Genomic DNA, 13754 nt, shown 5'->3' with positions numbered 1-13754 from the left:
GCGGGATGGGTCACGTGCGGAGGATGCCGTCGGCCGCCTCGATGAGACGCCGCGCGTGCAGAACCAAGCGCTCGCAGTCTTTTCGTGACGGCAGACGGTCACCGTACGACTGCACGGACTTCGCCGCGAGCAACGCATCGAGGTGCTTTGCGACCGCAGCCCCTGCTGCCTCCTTCAACGCCGCCACCGCATCACGATGGGATTCGGCCGCGATCTTGAAGCCGAGGGTATGACCGCATACGGCGTCACTCGCGGCAATCCCTGCACTCACGGCAATTTCAGCTGCATGCTTCCACTCGTGCGGATTAGCCCCGCTGAGTTGCAGCTCGGCCGAGTCCAGACGCGTGAGAGCATCTTTCATCCGGATGGACACCGCCACTGCGTCCATCGCCTGACGACGCGAGCTCATGCGCGGCGTCACACTGCTCGCCACATATCTGGAGTCGGCCCGAACAGGTGTATGCCCTCGTTAGTGACGTTGGAGAGGAATGGATCATCCTCGCCCTGCCGAAGGAGGAACTCCCCGCGGAGCAAGCTGTTCACCTGCGCGTCGTTTCCCGTCAGCTCCTCGATCCTCTCAGCGAGCCGAAGGACGAAGTCGGCTCGGGCGTCTGAATCGAAGTCGTCCGGGAAGACGACGAGAACGTCAACGTCAGAGTCCGCTGTCGAGGTCCGACGCGCCACTGACCCATAGAGCGTCGCCGTGACATGCCAGTCCAGAGGAACCTCCTCTGGCACGTTGTCTACGAAGAATTGTCGGATGCCGTCGATGGCGCGCTCACGAGCCCGCAGCGCACTATCGACTGCGCTCCACAGCACGTGCTCACGGTTCGGCCGATAGATCAGGGAAGGAGGTCGGACCTCGACCACCGCGAGACCGACGTGGGCCAGGTTCCGCAACGCGCGATGAACTGTCGTGATGGAGCCCTCACCCGCCAGAGCGTGAGCCTGTCTCCCGGAGAGTCCGGCATCGGTGCGGCTCAGAACCCGGAGCACGGCAGCCTCCACGGGGGACATGAGACCCTCAAGGGGCTCCGACAAGTTCATGACACGATTTTGACACGCTTGTATCGATTTCTAGACAATTGTCACGAATCGTGGACAACGGTCCGCTCGAGGTATGTGCGTGAGGCCGACGAGGTGCGGACGCTGCCCACCGGTCGGGAGCGATCGGCTCTGCGGACGGTGCGTGGTTGACCGACCGCAGCTACTGCTTGCCGCCGTCGAGCCAGCGCGTGTGCGCCTTCAGAGCGTGCAGCACGGCCAAGCGCACGACGAAGTACGTCACCAGGCCGATGACCGCGAGCGCGACCAGCCAGCCGAGCAGAAGGATGAGCAGGTGGGCGCCTCCGACAGCTGAGAACATCCGGCGAGCCTAGTCGCGGGGCTGCCGAGACTCCAGGGCCCACCTTTCCACCGACGCGCGTCGGCGGAAGGCCGCCACCGCCAGCGCAACGGCTCCGACGAGGACGGCGATCGCCCCGATGATGCCGCCCGCGACGAGTCCCGACGAGTCCTGACCGCTCGCGGCGAGGACGCCGGACGCGGGCGTGGGGGTCGCCGTCGGAACCGGGGCGGGCTCCGCGGTCGGGGTCGTCGTCGGGCTCGCCGTCGGCGTCCGCGTCGGCGTCGGCAGCGGCTCGTCGATCGCCGCGCGCATCACGGCTGCCCACTTCCACGGCGCCTCCGTCCCGCCGGGGAGCGAGTTGAAGTACTCCCATCCCGCGATTCCGCCGAAGGTGGGGGTCGTGGTCTTGATCTCCTGGATCGACGCCGTCAGCTCGTCGAGCGGAACCCATCCGTCCCCGCAGTTGTCGGGGTTCGTGAGGGCGGCGATCACGATCTTCGACGCCGGGATCCCGGCGCCCTTCGTGCTCTGGTAGTCGACGATCTCGCCGTAGTCCGCCGCGGTGGGATCGCCCCACCCGCAATAGAACTGCGTGTTGAACCAGTCGATCGAGTCCCCCGAGCTGCGGTACAGGTCGTCGTAGTCGAATCCCGAGAGGTTGTCCTCCCCCACCAGCGCCGCGGTCACGGGCGACAGCGTGATGAGGAACGACGGGCCGAAGTCGGCGCTCAGGTCGGCGACCACCTTCTCGACCACCGAGATGTCGGTGTCGGTCTCGACGTCGAGATCGATGCCGTCGAGCGCGTGCGCCTCGACGAAGTCCCGGAGCCGCGCGTACTGCACGTCGTAGTCGTCGGTCAGGCTCTGCCAGGTGGCGTTCTGCGCGCCGCCGATCATCCCGACGACGGCGACCCCCGACCGCTGGATCTCGGCCAGTTCGCTCCACATCGTGTCGAAGGAGGGGTCGTCCGGCAGCAGATCGTTGAGCCGCAGTTCGTCGGCGTTCATGTGCACCGCGGCGAGGTTGACGACGTCAACGCCGGTGTTCTCGGTCACGAGGGGCAGCGGCGAGATGTACGCGCCCGTCGATCCGTCGACGAACTGCTTTTGGTAGTAGACGACGACCCGCCCGCTGTCGCGCACGACGGTTCCGGATGCCGTCGACCCGGCCGGCCCGGCCGCCGATGCCGCTCCGATTCCTCCCCCGAACGCGAGGGCCAGCGCGACGACGGCGGCTCCCACGATCACCCGAGTACCGTGCGTCTTCGTTGCGCGCTGCGTCATGTCCGCCCCCTGTCCTCGTCACAGGATGCCGTCACAGCGGCATCCGGGTCCAGTCGGCGCCCGGGACGGAAGCTCTGCGCGTCAGCGATTCGCGACGAGGGGGGCCGAGCGCACCGAGGAAGGCCGGGCCGCGGACCGCGACCGGTCGTAGCGCAGCAGCCACCGCTGCGCCGGGATCTCGATGAGCTTGTGCATCGCCCAGGCGAGGGCGAGCGCGATCCCGAAGGCCGCGAGCGCGAGCGGCACGGCCTGACGCCACGGCAGCTGCGGGTGTCCGTCGGGCCACGCCGACGAGACCGAGGCGATGACGAGCAGGTGCACGAGATAGAACGCGAACGACACGCGTCCGAGCTCTTGCCAGAGGGGCCGCGCGAGGAAGGTCGAGTTCGCCCGGGCGTCGGCGTTCGCGAGCGAGGCGACGAGCAGAGCGTAGGAGCCGACGGTGGCGGCGAGCCCCGGGTGGATGTCGGTGCCGGGCAGCGTCGGCGCCTCCGACAACGCGTACCCGGCGACCGCGAGCGGCACCGCGACGACCAGCCGAACCGGCTGCCACGCGCTCTTCTTCATCAGCAGCGCGAGGCTCACGCCGATCACGAACTCAGGCATCCGCAGCAGCGGGGTCGACGCGGCCGACATCGGGATCGGCGACATCGACGCGATCTGCGGCGCGAGTGCGGCGACGACGAGGGATGCCACGACCACGACGCCGAGTGCCCGGTTCGACGCGCGCGCGAGCGGGCGGATGAGGAAGGGGAAGGTGAGGTAGAAGAACGCCTCGCACACGAGCGACCAACTCGCGGGGTTGCCCGCCTGCCACCAGTCGGGCACCCAGCCGTTGACGAGGAAGGCGTTCGCGACCACGGGCGCGGTGCCGTCGGTGCGGATCTCGGGGACGAGGGTGGCCGCGGCGACCAGCGCGAGCCCGACCCCGACGAGGTGCAGCGGATAGATCCGCGCGATGCGGTGCCACCAGAACGACCGCGCGGTCTGCTGCGGCTTGTATCCCCACGCCAGCACGAAGCCCGAGAGGATGAAGAACAGGGTCACGCCGGTCTTCCCGGCCTCGAAGAGGGTCCCCCAGATCACGCCGGGCGTGCCCCCGAAATATTCGACCGCCATGAGGTGGTGGCCGAAGATGAGCATCGCCGTGGCCCAGCGCAGTCCCGTGAGGGAGGGCAGGTTGCGGACCTTATCGAGGGGGCCGGGGCTCTTCGCCGTCGGAGCGGCGACGGGGGCAGTGAGCGTGCTGATCGTGATCGCCTCCCGTGTCGTGACCGAGCGCGATCCCGCACCCGTCGACGACACCGCCTATGGAGTCGACCTGAGCACGTGAAGTCGCGCAGACCGGGTGAGACGGTACACGGCGGTCTTGAAGAGATCCCTGGGAGGGGTGGGGGCTTGACGTCCGACCATCGGCACCTTTCCGCTCCCTTGACGGTTACCGAGTAACCCCCTACGCTGTGGTTACTCAGTAACCCTGGAGGTTCGATGTCCGTCAAGTTCGCTCTGCTCGCGCTGCTCTCGCGGCAGCCCTCGACCACGTACCAGCTGCGGAAGGACTTCGACGAGACGACGAGCAATTCCTGGCCGTTGAACATCGGCCAGGTGTCATCGACCCTCCAGCGGCTGCAGCGTGACGGCCTGGTCGTGCGCGACGAGCACGATGACGACGACGCCCGCCCCTGGCATCTCACCGACCAGGGGCATCGCGAGCTCGAGGCCTGGTGGGCCGACCCCGTCTCCCCGGCCCAGCGCGGGCGCGACGAGCTCGTCATCAAGTTCGCCCTCGCGGTGGCCCTCGGCGACCTCGACGTGCACGACCTCGTGCAGAAGCAGCGCAGCGCCACCCACCGCACGCTCCACGACCTCACGCGCCTGCGCCGTGGGCTCGACGCCGACGACATCGCGGGACGTCTCGTGCTCGACAACCACGTCTTCCTGACCGAGGCCGAGCTGCGCTGGCTCGACGATGTCGAAGAGACCGCCGCGCGGCATCGGACTCCGGATGCCACGCGCCGGGCATCACGGACGACGCCGACCGCGCCGCGTGAGCGGAGCGCGCGATGACCGCCGTCCTCGAGCTGCGCGGCGCGACCCGCGTTCACGGCCAGGGAGCCCGCGAGGTCACCGCCCTGCGCCACGCCGACCTGATCGTGCGCCCGCGCGAGTTCGTGGCCGTCATGGGGCCATCCGGCTCGGGCAAGTCGACGCTGCTCCACCTCGCGGGAGGACTCGATCGGCCGACGTCAGGGCAGGTCCTCCTCGAAGGCACCGACATCAGCGGTCTCGACGCGACGAAGCTCGCGCTCCTTCGCCGGCGGAGCGTCGGGTACGTCTTCCAGGACTTCAACCTCCTCCCTTCCCTGACCGCCGCCGAGAACGTGGCGTTCCCCCTCGAGCTCGACGGCCACTCCGCGCGCCGCGCGCGCCGGGCCGCGCTCGACGTCCTCGCCGACACCGGGCTGATCGATGTCGCCGACCGCCGCCCCGATGAGCTGTCGGGTGGGCAGGCCCAACGCGTGGCGATCGCTCGCGCCCTCGTCGGGGCACGCCGACTCGTGCTCGCCGACGAACCGACCGGCGCCCTGGACTCGGCCACCGGCACCGCCGTCCTGGAGGTGCTGCGCGACCGCGCCGATCGCGGGGCGGCGGTGCTCATGGTCACGCACGAACCGCGTTTCGCCGCGTGGGCCGACCGCACGATCTTCCTGCGCGACGGACGCATCGTCGACCAGACGGGGCCGAGCGATCCCGACGCGCTGCTCGCCGAGGCATCCGGGGTCGTCTGATGCGCGGCATCCTCTCGTGGCGACCGACTCTTCGGCTCGCTCTCCGCGACACGCGCGCACACGGGCTTCGCACGGTGCTGTCGTGCCTGCTCATCGCGCTGCCGATCGCCGCGCTCGTGGCGTGGGCAGCCGTCCAGCAGGCCCCGACGCCGTCGCGCGACCAGGCCCTCGCGAGCATCCCGTCGGACGCGCAGGCCGTTCTCACCGCGACCACCCTGCCGCGCGAGGCGCCACCGTTCCCCCAACTCCCCGAGGGAGCCCCCGGCCCCTGGGACGGCGACCTTCAGACCACACCCCCGACGGCTGACGAACTCGCGCGCGCTCTTCCCCCGGGCGACCGCCTCATCCCGTTCTGGCGTTCGCTCGACCTCATCGCGACGACGGGGCTGGATCTCGCTCCCGGAGTCGAGAGCACTGCCGGAGCCGACGTGGCGTCAGCCGACATCGACGTCTCGACGCTGTCGACCGGGCGCCTGATCGAAGCGGATGCCGAGGGGCTCGGCATCCTGATCCCGGCCCTCGACGAGGGGCGGATGCCCACCGACGACACCGAAGCGGTCGTCTCGCGAGCCTTCGCCGATCGCCTGGGCCTCACCGTCGGCGACGACGTGTCTCTCGTGGCCCCGCCATGGTCGGGGTGGTACGGGAGCACGGGGGAGGGGCGCCTCGGCGAGGTCGTCCAGAACGTGCAGCGCGGGTACCGCGTGAGCGGCATCGCACCCGGCGCCGAGCAGACGGCGTGGGCGCCCGCGGGCTGGATGTCGCGCCTCATCGCCGCCGACCCCGTCGGGATCGACGGGCGCTGGCTCGTCGTGGGCGAGGCGCCGGTCACGTGGGAGAACGCGAAAGAGCTGAACGCTCTGCAGACGTTCGCCGTCTCGCGCGACGTGCTCGAGAACTACCCACCCGCCGGCGCGCTCTACCCCGTCGAGACGGATGCCAAGGCGCTCATGGAGCGCGCGGCGGTGGCGGTGCTCGTCGCTTTCGTGGGGGCACTGCTCGTCCTCGGCCTCGTGACGCCCGCGTTCGCGGTGGCGGCCGACGAGTCGCGCCGGATGCTCGGCCTCGCCGCCGTCGCCGGGGCCACTCCGCGTGATCTGCGACGCACGATCCTCTTGCAGGGTGGCCTCGTCGGCGCCGGTGGTGGCCTCGTGGGCGTCGGCCTCGGCATCGCGGGTGGCGCGCTCCTCATCGCGGCGGTCTACCCCGACGCGAACATGTGGACCCGGTTCCCGGTGTGGGCGCCATTCGCGGGCGTCGCCATCGCCGTGGTGATCGGGCTCGTCGCCACTCTGGGTCCCGCTCGCCGCGCCGCACGCCTTGAACCGGTCGACGTGGTCCGAGACCGTGTCGCCGCGCCCACCGCACCGCGCCGCGCCCGCGTCATCGCGCGAGCAGTGCTTCCCGTGCTGCTCGCGGTGCTCGCCGTGGTCGCGGGGTGGGGAGCGTTCGCGCGGGCCGGAGCGTTCCGTGACGACCTCGCTCAGCTTCCCGTCGAGTACCGCGCGCCCGGCCAGGTCGACCCCTCGTCGGCCCTGCTGGTCGCCGCGACCGTCGTCCTGGGCGCGAGCGCTCTCGTCCTCGGCATCCGGGCGCTCCTCTCCGTCGCGGGTCGCACCGCGGGGCGCGCTCCCCTCGCGCTCCGACTGGCCGTGCGCGACGGTCTCGATCACCCGACACGTGTGGTCCCCGCGGCCGCGGGCGTGCTGGTCGCGGTGCTCGCGGCATCCGCTCTGCTCGTCGTGACCGGGTCGGGAACGCAGAACAACCGCGACTCCACGGGACAAATGGTCGGCGCCGGGCACGTCGTGCTGGGCACGTTCGTGCCCGTCTCGCCCGCGTTCGACCGACTGGTGTTCGCCGACGCCACCCGCGCGCTGGCCGAGGAGCTCCCCGTGACCGGCACGCTCCCGATCGAGACCACTGCGGTCGGCGGCTCGCAGCACATCGAAGCGCTCCCCGCGCCTGGGAAGACCTGCCCGGCCGGCCTCGCCCCGGACGCGCCCGCGGTGCTCGACCCCGGCGAGGCCGTGACCTGCCGCGACGCGGTCGACGGCTACTCGCAGAGCATGAGCCTCGCGTGGATGGGCGGCACGAACACCTACGTCCTGTCGCCGGGCGCGGTCCGCGCGTCGGGGATCGCCGGGGCAGACGCCGCCGCCGACGTGCTGGAGGCGGGCGGGGCGATCGTCAACGATGCGACGAAGCTCAGCGGTGAGGGGGAGGTACGGCTCGCGGTCGGGGCCGACATGTTCCCCGGCGAAGAGGGTGCCTCATCGATCACGCCCGTTCCCGGCGCCTTCCTGCGCGGGTTCGCTCCGCCGCTCACGGTCTCGCCCGAGACGGCCCGCGCGCTCGGGATCACCCAGTTCGACTTCGTGGGCGAGTACGTGCTGACCTCGCGACCGCTCACCGCGGGCGAGGTGGACCGCGCTCGCCAGATCGTCACCGCCCACACCTCGCTCGTCACGATCGCCATTCCGCAGAACGTGGACCCGTGGGGCGATGCCGCGGGCCTCGCACCGGTCCTGGCCCTGGCCGCCCTCGCCGTCGTCGCGACCACGGTGTCGCTGCTGCTTGCGCGCACCCAGGCCCGGCGCGATGCGACCACGATGTACGCGGTCGGCGCGACCCCGCGGTTCCTGCGTCGGGTCGCGCTCGCGCAGGGGTCGCTGATCCTCCTCCTCGGGGTGCCGCTCGGGCTCGGCGCGGGACTCGCGATGGGCTCGTACGTGGTGGCGTGGTCGCGGTTCGCCGGGAGTCCCGGGTCGTGGCTGCAGACGATCCCGCTGTGGGACCTCCAGGGCCTGCTCGCGGTCGTGGTGGTCGGAGCGTCGCTCGTCGGGGTGTTGCTCGTGGCGCGCCCGCCGCGACGCGCGGTCCGGCGGGTGGACTGAGCGAGGCTTTCCGAGCGTGGATGCCATGCGTCCAACGGCGCGTGGGGCGGGGCCGACGCCTCCGGAACGCAACGACGTGTGCGCGTGGCGGGTGGGGGCCGAAGCCCCCTTCTCGGGCTGATCACGCGCACCCGCGTGTCGGGCGGAGGAGATTCCGGGAGCGGAGGATCGAGCCCGCGGCATCCGTCCTCCCGTCACCGCGTTTCCTCCCCTCACCACCCTCGCGAAAGCCGCCCCCCTCAGGGCCACCCACCCCTCTCCGCCGCCGCCCGCGCCGTCGCGCGCAGGAACTCCTGCACGAGCGCGTCGGGATCGGACGCCGTCCGCACCCGCTCGGCCGGCAGCAGGAACTCTCCGACCCCTTCGCTGAAGAACGCCTCCGACGGCACGACCGCCGACGCGAACCCCGCCGGAACGGGGTACCCGTACGAGGAGAACGCCCCCTCGTCACCGCCGCCGGGCCAGAAGCCCGCACTGCTCAGCTCGTCGGAGTAGCTCTCGCGCATCACCTCGTCGGGGCAGTGCGGCACGCCTCCCGGGTGCACCGGGGCCGGACGGCCCGAGAACCGCGTGACCGCGAGGTCGAGCGCTCCCCAGAAGAAGTGGACCGGGCTGCATTTGCCTCGGAATCCGGCGCGAAACGCCTCGAGCTGCCGCTGCGCGTAGACCAGCTGCCGCCAGAACGCGTGCGCGTGCTCGGGCTCGTACGTCGCGTGCACGGTGTCAGTGGCGAACGGCAGCGCCACCTCGACCTCGTTGGGCCATGCGTGAATCTCGGCGTGCACCCCGAACTCGCGCAGCGCCCCGAAGACCGCGGCGTAGAAGTCCGCGACCGAGAGGCCGGCGAAAGGCAGCGCGATCTCGCGTCCGTCACTGCACCGGATGCCGAGCCGGTGCGCGATCAGATCGAACTCGATGTCGAGCAGGCCACCGGGGGCATCGAAGGCCCCGGTGCTCAGTCCGCGCGCCGAGACACGCAGCGTCGCGTGCCAGTAGTGGTTGACCGGAGGCGACGAGACCATGCGGATCTTGCCCACGATCTGCAGCCACATGTGCAGCGTGTCCCGGGTGCCCTGCCAGTCGGCCACCGCGAGGCGCGGGAACGGCTCGGTCATTCGTCTCCTCGGCGAGCGGCGAGCTGCTCCTCCCAATCCGCGGGGAGCCGCTCCTCCGGCCCCGGGACCGTCTGGTCGACGGGGTGGGTCGTCGGCGGGGCGAGCGGGGGGCCGTGCACGACCGCCGAGGTCTCGTAGTCCCACCACCACACCTCGCCCGGCTCGAAGCTCTGGATGTAGCGGTGCCCCGTCGCGTGGAAGTGGGCCGTCGCGTGACGGTTCAACGACGAGTCGCAGCAGCCGACGTGTCCGCACGCGACGCACCGGCGCAGGTGCACCCACCAGCTTCCGCTCGTGTCGCACTCCTGGCATCCGGTCCCGCTCGGGGGGACGCCCCGGTCGATCTGCTCGGCCGTGGTCATCAGGCGAGCTCGGCGACGGCGTCCGTGATGACCTTCGCGACCTCCGCGGGGTGGCTCTGCATCACGAGGTGCGGCGCGTCGAGTTCGACGACCGTCCGCAGGCCCGCGCGCTGGTAGCCGAAGCGCTCGACGTCGGGGTTGATCGTGTGATCGGCGCTCGAGACGATGCCCCAGGCGGGCTTCGTCTTCCAGGCAGCGACCGGCGCGTTCTCGCCGAACGCGAGCGTGGCGAGCGGGCGCTGCGACACGGCGAGCACCTCGGCCCGCTCGAGCGGCACACCGTGCGCGAAGACGTCGGGGAAGGCCGCGACCTCGACCGACACGTCGGTGCCGGGCTCGCCGCCCTCGATCGGGAACGGCGTGTAGACGAGGTGCTGCGCGAGGTCGGAGTCGGGGAAGCCGCCCTGCAACTGCCCGAGGCTCTCGCCCTCTTCGAGCGCGTAGCCCGAGACGTAGACCAGGCCCACCACGTTCTCCGCGACACCCGCGACGGTGATCACGGCACCGCCGTACGAGTGCCCGGCGAGCAGCACCGGTCCCTCGATCTGCTCGACGACCGAGCGGATGTACGCCGCATCGCCGATGAGGCTGCGGTTCGGCACGGCGGGAACCCGCACGGTGTACCCCTGGTCGAGCAGCGCGCGGGTCACGGGTGCCCAGCTCGCGGCATCCGCGAAGGCTCCGTGGACGAGGACGATCGTGGGTTGTTCGGACATCGGATGCCACTCCTCTCGTCGCGGCCGAGTCGCCGCGAGTGGGTGCCCACGCTAGGCAGCGCGGCACCGGGGCGGCAGGGGCATTCGTCGAGAATCACGCTCGACAGATGTCGAAAGCGGATCCCCGTCGAGACGGGATCGGTGACAGGCTGGAGGAAGGGTCGAGACGGGGAGCAGCGGATGACGGGACAACGACGTCGAGTCGGAATTCTGCTGTTCGACGGGGTCAAGGCGCTCGATTTCGTGGGGCCGGCCGAAGTGTTCTCCGAGACGAACCTGACGACGGATGCCTACGAGCTCCGGTTCTACTCGCCCACCGGCGCCGATGTCACGGCGTTCATGGGCCTGCGGATCGGCGTCGACGGCGCCGCGTCCGAGAGCGGGCCGCTCGACACGGTGATCATCCCGGGGAGCGAACGGGCACCGGGCGTGTTCGACGACCCCGACCTGCAGCGGGCGATCACCGACCTCGCGCGCCAGGCGCGACGCATCGCGTCGATCTGCAGCGGCGCGTTCGGTCTCGCCGCCACGGGCCTCCTCGACGGTCACCCCGCGACGACGCACTGGAAGTTCGCCGACGCGCTGGCCAGCCGCTACCCCCGGGTCGCGGTCGACTCGGAGCGCATCTTCACCAAGCAGGGTGACATCTACACCTCGGCGGGGGTGGCCGCGGGCATCGACCTCGCGCTCTCACTGGTCGAAGACGACCTCGGCGCCGAGGTCGCGCGCAGCGTCGCCCAGCACCTTCTCGTGTACATGCGCCGCTCGGGCGGGCAGTCGCAGTTCTCCGCGGCGCTGAAGATGCCGGCCCCGCGCACGAGCATCGCCCGCGCGGTCGCCGACTACGTCTCCGACGATCCGACCCGGCCCACGAGCGTCACCGAGCTCGCGGCGCACGTGAACGTCAGTCCGCGGCACCTCACCCGCGTCATCCGCGACGAGCTGGGCGTCACTCCGGCCGCCTACATCGCGTCGCTGCGGTTGGAGCTCGCGGTCAACCTGCTCGAGTCGGGGGTCTCGATCGCCCAGTCGGCCGCCGCGGCCGGCTTCGGCTCGCCTGCGGCCCTACGCCGCGCTTTCCTCGCGCGCTACCGCGTGACGCCGTCGGGGTATCAGCAGCGGTTCCGCTCGACGGTCGCGCCGCAGGCCGAGGAGCTGTCGGCGTAGATCGACCACCGGGGGCGTCCGCGTCGGGCGGAGCGGGGACGAGCGGAGGATCAGGGGCGAGGGGAGGATCAGGCGCGGACTGTCGCCCTTCCTCCGTCCCTGACCCTCCGCTCGTCACGCGCTCCGCTCCTCACGCGCTCGGCTCGACGCGCGGCTCCCGCCCGTACGCCCGCCGCACGAGATCGCGCAGCGCCTCGACCCCGGGGGTGTTCGGTCCGGCGAAGAACTGGGTCATCGTGCAGCCTCGGGATGCAGGGATCGCCAACGTCTCGCTGCGCAGCCCCACCCACCCGTGGGACTCGATGTACACGAGCGGCCACGAGCTCGTGTGCGGTCGCACCTCGCACCGCTGCCACAGCTCGACGAAGCGCGGATCGGTGGCGCTGAGCGTGTCGACGATGTGCCGCAACCGGGGACTGCGCGGGTCCGCGTGATACCGCAGCGACGCGACGAGGTTGCTCGCAGTTCGGCGCCAGTGCGACTCCGAGTGCGGGTCGGGATAGTGCTCGAACACCGACAGCACGAGGTTGAGTCCCGGGCGCAGACCCCCGGGCGCGAGCAGACGGCCCGCTTCGTTGACCCCGATGACGTCGAGGGTGCCGTTCGACAGGTACGCCGGCGTCTCGGGGTGCAGGTCGAGCAACTCCCGGATGCCCGCGGGGACCTCGTCGCTGACGGCCGGCGCCTCGTGCCCCGCCGACAGGTTCGCGACGCGGTGCAGGTGCTCGTCGCCGTACACGTCGAGGAGGAGCGCGCGGCTGAGGGCGCTGAGCACCTCTGCCGAGGGGCGGTGGCCCCGCCCCTGCTCGATGCGCAGGTAGTAGTCGGCGCTGATCCCGGCGAGCTCGGCCACCTCGGTGCGACGCAGGCCCCGGACGCGGCGGCGCGACGAGTCCGACAGCCCGACCTGCGCGGGCGTGAGCGACTCGCGTCGGTCGCGCAGGAACTCGGCCAGCGGGCCACTCGAGGTCGTCACGCGCATCCTCCGCCGAGTAATGGAACGGTCGCTCCAATTCTCCGCGCGGCGCCGTCCGACCGTGCGACGCAAACGGACACGATTGCGCGAGAACCGGACGTGCCCGTTGAAGAGGGCGGGGGTGCAACGGGTACCGTGGCCGCGTGGGTCGACCCCGGCGATACGACGAAGATCAGCTCCTGGATGCCGCGCAGGAGCTGTTCTGGTCGCGCGGATACGACCGCACCTCGATGGAAGATGTGGCCGTGGCATCCGGAGTCGGCACCAGCAGCCTGTACGCGGCGTACGCGAGCAAGCTCGGGCTGTTCCTCTGCGTCTTCCGCCGGTACTGCGAAGGGCGCGTGGCGTTCGTGGCCGAGGCAACGTCCGCGCCGGCCACCGACCTGGCGGTGGTGGCCGGGCAGTTCCTCCAGCGCGTGGTCGACGAGTGCGGCTCGTCCGCGGATCGACGGGGATGCCTGATGCTCAACACGATCGTCGAGCTCGGCGATCGCTTCCCCGAGGTGCTCGACATCTCGACGGCGACGACCGCGCGAATGGAGCGCGTGCTGGCGGAGACGTTCCTCCGCACCGCGGCGGAACACGATCTGACCCTGGATGCCGACGAGGCCGCCGCTCATGCCGAGCGCACGGTGCTGGCATCCCAGGGGCTCATCCAGCTGAGTCGCCTCCGCGTCCCGCACGAGCGTCTCGCGGCTCTCGCCGCGCACTCGGCCCGAGCCTCGGTGTGGCAGGGCGCCTGACCGAGCTGCTGCTCGACCGTGCTGAGCGGTGGCGCGCCTGTCTGCGTCACGTTCTTGTCGGCTTGCTGCTCGGAAAGCCCCCACAGATCGAAGACACCTTGTCCCTCGTGCGGCTTCCGCGCGCGACAACGTGACGCCCTCCCCGCCTCCCTCAGCCAGACCTGAGTTCGACGCTATCCAGCGCAATATCTGCCCATTCCGCCCCAGGTGCCGGGGGCGGGCCGCGTCCGTCGCGTCGACGTCGCTGGATGCCGGGGCTGAGCCGACGGCGGGATTCATGGCGAACTTCGCTACTCGGATGCCAATAATCCCCTCTCTCGGGCTGATCGGCTATCGAGACTTACTTGGAGTCAGGAG

The 13754-nt window shown here is 70.9% G+C and carries 14 protein-coding genes; 5 read left to right on the top strand and 9 right to left on the bottom strand.

Annotation, left to right across the window (positions count from 1 at the left end):
- Positions 1-10: 10 nt before the first annotated feature.
- The 5 genes from QE388_RS06510 to QE388_RS06490 form a co-directional block, all read right to left on the bottom strand.
- On the bottom strand, positions 11-409 hold the full coding sequence (locus QE388_RS06510; RefSeq protein ID WP_307384071.1) for a hypothetical protein: 399 nt from the start codon (positions 407-409) through the stop codon (positions 11-13).
- Between the two features lie 8 nt (positions 410-417).
- Positions 418-1047 carry a nucleotidyltransferase family protein gene (locus tag QE388_RS06505; protein ID WP_307384069.1) on the bottom strand — a complete coding sequence of 210 codons (630 nt, stop codon included), beginning with the start codon at positions 1045-1047 and terminating at the stop codon, positions 418-420.
- 160 nt (positions 1048-1207) lie between these two features.
- On the bottom strand, positions 1208-1366 hold the full coding sequence (locus QE388_RS06500) for a hypothetical protein (RefSeq protein ID WP_275801026.1): 159 nt from the start codon (positions 1364-1366) through the stop codon (positions 1208-1210).
- Positions 1367-1375: 9 nt separating this feature from the next.
- Entirely contained in the window at positions 1376-2632 is a 1257-nt protein-coding gene (locus QE388_RS06495; RefSeq protein WP_307384067.1) for a glycosyl hydrolase family 18 protein, read from the bottom strand.
- Positions 2633-2713: 81 nt separating this feature from the next.
- Positions 2714-3937, bottom strand: coding sequence for an acyltransferase (locus QE388_RS06490; RefSeq protein WP_307384064.1), 1224 nt, complete (start codon positions 3935-3937; stop codon positions 2714-2716).
- A 183-nt stretch (positions 3938-4120) separates the two neighbouring features.
- Between QE388_RS06490 and QE388_RS06485 the strand changes: the two genes are divergently transcribed.
- Genes QE388_RS06485 through QE388_RS06475 form a run of 3 tightly spaced genes read left to right on the top strand, consistent with a single transcriptional unit; the run spans position 4121 to position 8318 of the window.
- Positions 4121-4699 carry a PadR family transcriptional regulator gene (locus QE388_RS06485; protein ID WP_307384062.1) on the top strand — a complete coding sequence of 193 codons (579 nt, stop codon included), beginning with the start codon at positions 4121-4123 and terminating at the stop codon, positions 4697-4699.
- Positions 4696-5421 carry an ABC transporter ATP-binding protein gene (locus tag QE388_RS06480; RefSeq protein ID WP_307384060.1) on the top strand — a complete coding sequence of 242 codons (726 nt, stop codon included), beginning with the start codon at positions 4696-4698 and terminating at the stop codon, positions 5419-5421. The genes QE388_RS06485 and QE388_RS06480 overlap by 4 nt, the downstream gene beginning before the upstream one ends.
- Complete coding sequence (locus tag QE388_RS06475; protein WP_307384059.1) at positions 5421-8318, top strand: FtsX-like permease family protein; 2898 nt, start codon at positions 5421-5423, stop codon at positions 8316-8318. Before QE388_RS06480 ends, QE388_RS06475 begins: the two co-directional genes overlap by 1 nt.
- Before the next feature lie 239 nt (positions 8319-8557).
- On the opposite strand, the gene QE388_RS06470 is transcribed toward QE388_RS06475, so the two are convergent.
- From QE388_RS06470 to QE388_RS06460, 3 genes are read right to left on the bottom strand one after another with little or no spacing between them, the layout of a single operon-like run.
- Positions 8558-9433, bottom strand: a complete 876-nt coding sequence (locus QE388_RS06470; RefSeq protein ID WP_307384055.1) for a DUF5996 family protein — start codon at positions 9431-9433, stop codon at positions 8558-8560.
- On the bottom strand, positions 9430-9795 hold the full coding sequence (locus QE388_RS06465) for a UBP-type zinc finger domain-containing protein (protein ID WP_307384053.1): 366 nt from the start codon (positions 9793-9795) through the stop codon (positions 9430-9432). The genes QE388_RS06470 and QE388_RS06465 overlap by 4 nt, the downstream gene beginning before the upstream one ends.
- The gene (locus QE388_RS06460) at positions 9795-10511 is read right to left on the bottom strand and encodes an alpha/beta fold hydrolase (protein WP_307384051.1); all 717 of its coding nucleotides are present in this window, start codon (positions 10509-10511) and stop codon (positions 9795-9797) included. Before QE388_RS06460 ends, QE388_RS06465 begins: the two co-directional genes overlap by 1 nt.
- A gap of 180 nt (positions 10512-10691) precedes the next feature.
- On the opposite strand from QE388_RS06460, the gene QE388_RS06455 reads away from it, so the two are divergent.
- Positions 10692-11678: a GlxA family transcriptional regulator gene (locus tag QE388_RS06455; RefSeq protein WP_307384049.1), complete on the top strand. Its 987-nt coding sequence runs from the start codon at positions 10692-10694 to the stop codon at positions 11676-11678.
- Positions 11679-11808: 130 nt separating this feature from the next.
- Here QE388_RS06455 and QE388_RS06450 read toward each other — a convergent pair whose 3' ends face one another.
- A complete protein-coding gene (locus QE388_RS06450) occupies positions 11809-12654 on the bottom strand; it encodes a helix-turn-helix domain-containing protein (RefSeq protein ID WP_307384047.1) in 846 nt (281 codons plus the stop codon).
- A 143-nt stretch (positions 12655-12797) separates the two neighbouring features.
- Between QE388_RS06450 and QE388_RS06445 the strand changes: the two genes are divergently transcribed.
- Positions 12798-13397 carry a TetR/AcrR family transcriptional regulator gene (locus QE388_RS06445; protein WP_307384044.1) on the top strand — a complete coding sequence of 200 codons (600 nt, stop codon included), beginning with the start codon at positions 12798-12800 and terminating at the stop codon, positions 13395-13397.
- The last annotated feature ends 357 nt before the right edge of the window (positions 13398-13754 follow it).

It is taken from the genome of Microbacterium sp. SORGH_AS_0969, assembly GCF_030818255.1.
Taxonomy (GTDB): Bacteria; Actinomycetota; Actinomycetes; order Actinomycetales; family Microbacteriaceae; genus Microbacterium.
Note: the sequence above shows the minus strand (reverse complement) of the source record. Positions and strands in the feature narration are given on the sequence as shown.

Excerpts from the sequence above, each read along its gene's own strand:
- QE388_RS06510 (WP_307384071.1), bottom strand. The coding sequence starts at position 409 with ATGAGCTCGCGTCGTCAGGCGATGGACGCAGTGGCGGTGTCCATCCGG.
- QE388_RS06505 (WP_307384069.1), bottom strand. The coding sequence starts at position 1,047 with ATGAACTTGTCGGAGCCCCTTGAGGGTCTCATGTCCCCCGTGGAGGCT.
- QE388_RS06500 (WP_275801026.1), bottom strand. The coding sequence starts at position 1,366 with ATGTTCTCAGCTGTCGGAGGCGCCCACCTGCTCATCCTTCTGCTCGGC.
- QE388_RS06495 (WP_307384067.1), bottom strand. The coding sequence starts at position 2,632 with ATGACGCAGCGCGCAACGAAGACGCACGGTACTCGGGTGATCGTGGGA.
- QE388_RS06485 (WP_307384062.1), top strand. The coding sequence starts at position 4,121 with ATGTCCGTCAAGTTCGCTCTGCTCGCGCTGCTCTCGCGGCAGCCCTCG.
- QE388_RS06480 (WP_307384060.1), top strand. The coding sequence starts at position 4,696 with ATGACCGCCGTCCTCGAGCTGCGCGGCGCGACCCGCGTTCACGGCCAG.
- QE388_RS06475 (WP_307384059.1), top strand. The coding sequence starts at position 5,421 with ATGCGCGGCATCCTCTCGTGGCGACCGACTCTTCGGCTCGCTCTCCGC.
- QE388_RS06470 (WP_307384055.1), bottom strand. The coding sequence starts at position 9,433 with ATGACCGAGCCGTTCCCGCGCCTCGCGGTGGCCGACTGGCAGGGCACC.
- QE388_RS06465 (WP_307384053.1), bottom strand. The coding sequence starts at position 9,795 with ATGACCACGGCCGAGCAGATCGACCGGGGCGTCCCCCCGAGCGGGACC.
- QE388_RS06460 (WP_307384051.1), bottom strand. The coding sequence starts at position 10,511 with ATGTCCGAACAACCCACGATCGTCCTCGTCCACGGAGCCTTCGCGGAT.
- QE388_RS06455 (WP_307384049.1), top strand. The coding sequence starts at position 10,692 with ATGACGGGACAACGACGTCGAGTCGGAATTCTGCTGTTCGACGGGGTC.